This is a genomic window from Pseudomonas sp. 05T35, assembly GCF_056396605.1.
Map to the genome: position 1 here is coordinate 1 of NZ_JBFTLU010000501.1, position 5,514 is coordinate 5,514.

Sequence of the window (5,514 nt, forward strand, 5' to 3'; positions counted from 1 at the left end):
AAACTGCTTCGCCCCCAACCCACCCGCAAACCCGGTCAAACTCCCCGAAGCCCCAATCACCCGATGGCACGGCGCAACAATCGAAAGCGGATTCTTCCCATTCGCCGCCCCCACCGCCCGAACCGCTTTCGGGTTACCAATCTGCTGGGCAATCTGGCTATAACTCCGCGTCTCCCCAAACGGTATCGTCAGCAGCGCGTGCCAAACCTTTTGCTGAAACTCCGTCCCGGCAAAATCAAGCTCCAGCTCAAAGCAATCACGCTCACCCGCAAAGTACTGATTAAGTTGACGCTCAGTCTCCAGCAACGCGGGGCTGTGGATATCTTCGTGCAACGGGCCGAGACGAACCCGATTGAGCTTTTCGTTTTCCCACAGGATCGCGCAGAGCTTGCTGCCTTTGGCGACCAGGGTGAGGGTGCCGACGGGGGATTTCATCAGTTTGAACACGTACGACATGGTTGACTCCTTGATCCGACGAGGGCTTCAGACGTCGCTGGACGTTGAAGGCGATCGTTCATCTGTGTCAGAGGACGTATTCAGAGTAATTGCGGATTCAAACGCAAGAACTACGTTTCTTGCGATTGAATTTCGCGGGCTGATGCCACCGGCATTTGCCGCTATTGATCTTCAGCGTCCTCGGTCTCTTCAACAAAGTAGCAATCACGGCGTTTGCCGCTGGGGTCGATGATGAAGACGCCCTGCCCTCTGCCGCACTCAAACGAGTGGGGGGTTGAATAGGCTCTTCTCTTGTCGATCCAGGTATTCAGTTGGGAGATGTAGATGGCCATGCCAATGGCGATGCCCAGCACCAGCAGCAAGCAAAAAATAAACTGTGCGGTGTAGTGGTCGCTTTCCTTTTCCGAGCCTGCGGGTTGCATGTCGAGGTCCTGTTGTTGAAACACGCCGTCACGATAAGGAGCCGCGGGTTAACGTCAGGTGAACATTGTCGCGAAGAATCGCAACTCCGCTATCCTCTGCCCCACTAGTGAAAAACCGTAGGTCTGTGCGTGCATATTCATCTGTTGTTGGTCGAAGACAACATCGACCTAGCGAACACTGTCATCGAGTACCTGGAAATCACCGGGATCGTCTGCGACCACGCCAGTGACGGGCAAAGGGGTTTGAACCTGGCGCTTGCCCAGCACTATGACGTGATCTTGCTCGATATCATGCTGCCGCGTCTGGACGGCCAGCAGGTGTGTAAAAAGCTGCGCGAACAGGGCAATCAGACACCGATCCTGATGCTCACCTCGCTGGATGCCCTGGCCGACAAACTCGCCAGTTTCTCGGTCGGGGCCGACGATTATCTGGTCAAGCCTTTCGAGCTGCCGGAACTGGTTGCGCGGATTCGTGCCCTGAGCCTGCGCCGCAGTGGCCAGGCCAGCCGGCTGCAAGTCGCGGACCTGATCATGGATCTTTCAACGCGCAAGGTCAGTCGCAACGGTCAGGAGCTGCACCTGTCACCGACCGGCTGGACGTTGCTCGAATGTCTGATGCGCGCCAGCCCCGCMACTGTCAATCGCGAGCGTCTTGAAGCGGCGATCTGGGGTGACGAATTGCCGGACAGCAACACGCTCAAGGTGCACATGCACCGTCTGCGCAAGGCGGTCGACAAAGATTTCGACGTGGCGTTGATCCAGACATTGCCCGGTATCGGCGTTCAGTTGGGGGCGACATGCGCAAAGGCTTGAGTCTGAAGTGGGTGATCAGTGGCAGTCTGCTGTTGATCATTGCCGTGGTGCTGATCATCTATAACCAGCTGCTGCCGGTGTACACCATGCGCGGGTTCCTGTTTACCGCCAGCGCGATGATGGAAGAGGAGGCGCAATACTTCGCCCGGCATTACCGGCAGGACCCGACGACCCCGCCGCCCGATAACTACTTCGTCAAGAGTGCGATCGGCAAGGAAGCCTTGCCGAAAAACGTCCGCGACCTGCTCGACACCACGCCGACATTGGTCTTCGGCGCCGTGCAGTTCTTCGGCGACATGGAATCCGACGACGAGGATGACGGCACGGCCATCCTGATCCACCCGTTGTACGACGGTAAAACGCTGTATATGTACGACACCGACCACGACCATGAAGCAGGTGGCGTGGTTGAGACGCCGTTGTCCGATGCCTACCTGGAACACGAGTTGGCGATGATCAGCATGATCGGTCTGGCGGTGTTCATTCCCGCGCTGATCATCATCGCCCTGCTGGTGTGGTGGGTGGTCCGGCCGCTCGGTCGGCTGACGCAATGGTCGACCCGCCTGGAAAGCCTCGGTGCGGCGCCGAATGGCCGACCGCATTTCATCTTTCGCGAGTTCAATGTGCTGGCCGATTCGCTGGCCCACAGCGTGCAACAGGTTAAAGCCGCGAGCCTGCGTGAAGAGCGTCTGCTGCGCTACACCAGCCATGAACTGCGTACGCCGCTGGCGGTGCTCAAGGCCAATGTTGAATTGCTCGCCGTGCAGTCCGGCGGCGAACTGCCCCCGCCCTTGCAGCGGATCGAGCGCTCGGTGCTGAACATGCAGCGGATTGCCGAGACGTTGTTGTGGATGAGCCGCGAGAGCCCGGAAGCGCTGCGCGAAGAACCGCTCGACATGCGCCAGTTGCTCAATGAACTGATCCAGGAACATCGCTACCTGATCGGCAAACGCGATATCGAGTTGATCCTGCGCATCAGCGACGAACCTTGCCGGCTGCCCCTGACCGCGTGCCGCATCGTGGTGGGTAACTTCCTGCGCAACGCCCTGCAATACGCTGACGATGGCAGTGTCGAGATCACCTTCGAACAGCTGCAACTGCGCATCGTCAACCGGATACGCGACACCCCGCAGCATCAGGAATCTACCGATTTCGGTTACGGCCTCGGACTCGAACTGATGCACCAGCTCTGCGCAAAACTGGGCTGGCACATCGAGGTCGCGCCCGAAAAGAACCGCTTCACGGTTACTCTGAACTTTTCGGTTCAGGCACCGCAACAACTCCCGGGTTCGTCCATCAGCAGTATTTAGGCGAGAGGCTTGCCCTAACCAGTACGCGATCCGTAGCAGCTGCCGAGCCCGCGAGGCTGCGTTCGAGGACGAAGTCCTCGCAAATCCTGCATACGCAGTTTACCTGAGAGAACGCGTTGCCTGATTTTACGACACGCGTTGCCTGATTTTACGACCGCTTCGCGGCCGAACGCAGCCTCGCGGGCTCGGCAGCTGCTACGGGTCATGTGTTGCTCCGAATCTCATATCCGCCGCAAGCTCCCTCGCAACACGGTGAAGTCTGGCCCGCCATGCGCGCACCTGGCGGGCAGCCGATTAATGCGCCTCCTCCAACTCGTCATGCAGCAAGCCGAAGATTTCGCGCTTCATCTCGATGAACGAGCGCTCCATGACCATGTCCAGCGTGCGCGGACGCTCGATCGGCACATCGAGAATCTGCTTGATCCGCCCAGGTCTTGCGCCCATCACATAGACCCGGTCGCCGAGCAGGATCGCTTCGTCGATGTCGTGGGTGACGAACAGCACGGTCTTCTTGCTGTTGCCCCAGACCCGCAGCAGCAGTTGTTGCATTTGCAGGYGGGTCTGGCTGTCGAGGGCGCCGAAGGGCTCGTCCATCAGCAGGATTTGCGGGTCGTTGGCCAGGGCGCGGGCGATGGCCACGCGCTGCATCATGCCGCCGGAGAGTTGCTTGGCGTAGTTGTCGGCGAAGCCGGTCAGGCCGACTTCGTTGACGTAGTAGTCGACAATTTCCTTACGCTGGGCCGCCGGCATGCCACGACGCTTGAGGCCAAACTCGACGTTTTGCCGCACGGTCAGCCAGGGGAACAGCGTGTAGCTCTGGAAGACCATTCCGCGATCCGCGCCGGGGCCCTCGACGTGCTGGCCGCCGACGTAGATCTCGCCTTCAGTGGGTTCGGCCAGGCCGGCTGTCAGGTACAGCAGACTGGATTTACCACAGCCCGAAGGCCCGACCAGCACCGCGAATTGCTGGTCCGGCACTTCGAACGAGACCTTTTCCAGCGCCGTAAAAATCCCGCCGTCAGGCTTCTGGTAACGCAGGCTGACCTTGTCCACTTGCAGCCGTGGCGCGGCGTGCACCGGGGCGGCAGTGGGTGTGGTGAAGCGATGATTGGYGGCAGTTACTGAGCCCATGCGGCGATCCTCAGTCGAAGGAAACGGAACAGTTGATCGGTGACCAGGCCCAGCAGGCCGATGATCGCGATCGCCAGAAAGATCACATCCACCTGAAAGCCGCGCATAGCTTTGAGGCTCAGGTAGCCGAGGCCACTGGAAGCAGCCACCAGTTCGGCGACCACCAGGTACGTCCAGGCCCAGCCCATGGTGACGCGCAAGGTGTCGAGCACACCCGGCAACGAGGCCGGGGCGATCACATGCAGCACCGCGTCGCGGCGGGTCGAACCGAGGGTGTACGAGGCGTTGATCAGGTCCTTGGAGATGCCTTTGGAGACATCGGCAATCATCACCAGTTGCTGGAAGAACACCCCGAAGATGATCACCGAGACCCGTTGCTCCAGACCGATGCCGATCCACAGGATGAACAGCGGCACAAAGGAGGTCACCGGCAGGTAGCGGATGAAGTTGACCATCGGTTCGAGGAACGCCTGGACGATGCGGAAGCTGCCCATCAGCAGCCCCAACGGCACCGCCACCAGCGACGAGACGATGAAGCCGACCATCACCACTTCCAGGCTCGCCCAAACGTGGACCCCGAGTGTGCCGTCGCGCGCCAGGCGCACGGCGGCATCGAGTACCGCGCCGGGTGTCGGCAGGAACATGCCCGGCACCACGCCGCCGTACGACAACCCGGCCCAGAGGCCGACCAGCAGCACCCAGGCCAGGCCGCTGGCGCTCCAGATCACCTTGACCGGCAAGCCGGTCTTGGGCGTGATGCAGCGGCTCAACCATGAATTTCGCTTGAACATGGCCACCTCCTACAGCGGGCTGACGAAGCGGTTGTCGACCAGTTCGTCGTGGCTGACGTTGTAGGGTTTGCCTTGCAGCTCGCTGGCGGTTTCATTGGCGATTTTGATCAGCGCCGCGCTGTCACCTGGTTTGCCCGGCGAGCCGAGGAGTTTTTCGCTCATGGCCTGATCGTAGAAGCGCACGCCTTTGGCCGCAGCGGCCAGTTCCTTCGGATCGGCGAGGTAACCGCCGACGCCTTTGGCCATGATTGCGTAAGCCTCGTCCGGATGTTCCTGGGTGTATTTCACCGCTTTGTACAAACCGGCGACCAGGGCTTTGACGTCTTCTGGCTGTTTTTCGATGACGTTGCAGTTGAGCGCGACCACGTCGACGATCACGCCGGGAGTGGTGCTGCTGTCGATCAGCACTTTGCCTTGCTTCTTGTCGCGGACCATCGACAGATGGGGTTCCCAGGTGACGGCGGCCGGCACACGACCGGCGATGAACGCGGTGGCGGCATCGTCAGCGGTCATGTTCTGCACGGTGATGTCGCTCATTTTCATGCCGTTCTTTTTCAGCAGGTACGAGAGCCAGAACTGCGAGGTCGAGCC

General features: G+C 60.1%; 7 protein-coding genes. 2 read left to right on the forward strand and 5 right to left on the reverse strand.

What is annotated here, in order from left to right:
• Together AC1DH9_RS26030 and AC1DH9_RS26035 are read right to left on the reverse strand one after the other, a co-directional pair.
• Positions 1 to 456, reverse strand: a 456-nt coding sequence (locus tag AC1DH9_RS26030; RefSeq protein ID WP_477809061.1) for a methylated-DNA--[protein]-cysteine S-methyltransferase, incomplete at its 3' end; no start/stop codon positions are given.
• 161 nt (positions 457 to 617) lie between these two features.
• Positions 618 to 878 (reverse strand): hypothetical protein, encoded by a 261-nt coding sequence (locus AC1DH9_RS26035; protein WP_427543269.1) that lies wholly within the window; start codon positions 876 to 878, stop codon positions 618 to 620.
• A 129-nt stretch (positions 879 to 1,007) separates the two neighbouring features.
• On the opposite strand from AC1DH9_RS26035, the gene AC1DH9_RS26040 reads away from it, so the two are divergent.
• Both AC1DH9_RS26040 and AC1DH9_RS26045 read left to right on the forward strand, forming a co-directional pair.
• The gene (locus AC1DH9_RS26040) at positions 1,008 to 1,691 is read left to right on the forward strand and encodes a response regulator transcription factor (RefSeq protein ID WP_427543266.1); all 684 of its coding nucleotides are present in this window, start codon (positions 1,008 to 1,010) and stop codon (positions 1,689 to 1,691) included.
• Complete coding sequence (locus AC1DH9_RS26045; RefSeq protein WP_427543263.1) at positions 1,676 to 3,001, forward strand: sensor histidine kinase; 1,326 nt, start codon at positions 1,676 to 1,678, stop codon at positions 2,999 to 3,001. The genes AC1DH9_RS26040 and AC1DH9_RS26045 overlap by 16 nt, the downstream gene beginning before the upstream one ends.
• Before the next feature lie 294 nt (positions 3,002 to 3,295).
• On the opposite strand, the gene AC1DH9_RS26050 is transcribed toward AC1DH9_RS26045, so the two are convergent.
• The 3 genes from AC1DH9_RS26050 to AC1DH9_RS26060 form a co-directional block, all read right to left on the reverse strand.
• Complete coding sequence (locus AC1DH9_RS26050; protein ID WP_477809062.1) at positions 3,296 to 4,132, reverse strand: ABC transporter ATP-binding protein; 837 nt, start codon at positions 4,130 to 4,132, stop codon at positions 3,296 to 3,298.
• Positions 4,120 to 4,923 (reverse strand): ABC transporter permease, encoded by an 804-nt coding sequence (locus AC1DH9_RS26055; RefSeq protein ID WP_427543260.1) that lies wholly within the window; start codon positions 4,921 to 4,923, stop codon positions 4,120 to 4,122. Before AC1DH9_RS26055 ends, AC1DH9_RS26050 begins: the two co-directional genes overlap by 13 nt.
• Positions 4,924 to 4,932: 9 nt before the next feature.
• Positions 4,933 to 5,514: ABC transporter substrate-binding protein (locus tag AC1DH9_RS26060; RefSeq protein ID WP_477809063.1), on the reverse strand; the 582-nt coding region annotated here is incomplete at its 5' end.

What these genes read in the sequence shown, in the direction of transcription:
- AC1DH9_RS26035 (WP_427543269.1), bottom strand. Translation starts at nt 878, where the DNA reads ATGCAACCCGCAGGCTCGGAAAAGGAAAGCGACCACTACACCGCACAG.
- AC1DH9_RS26045 (WP_427543263.1), top strand. Translation starts at nt 1,676, where the DNA reads ATGCGCAAAGGCTTGAGTCTGAAGTGGGTGATCAGTGGCAGTCTGCTG.
- AC1DH9_RS26055 (WP_427543260.1), bottom strand. Translation starts at nt 4,923, where the DNA reads ATGTTCAAGCGAAATTCATGGTTGAGCCGCTGCATCACGCCCAAGACC.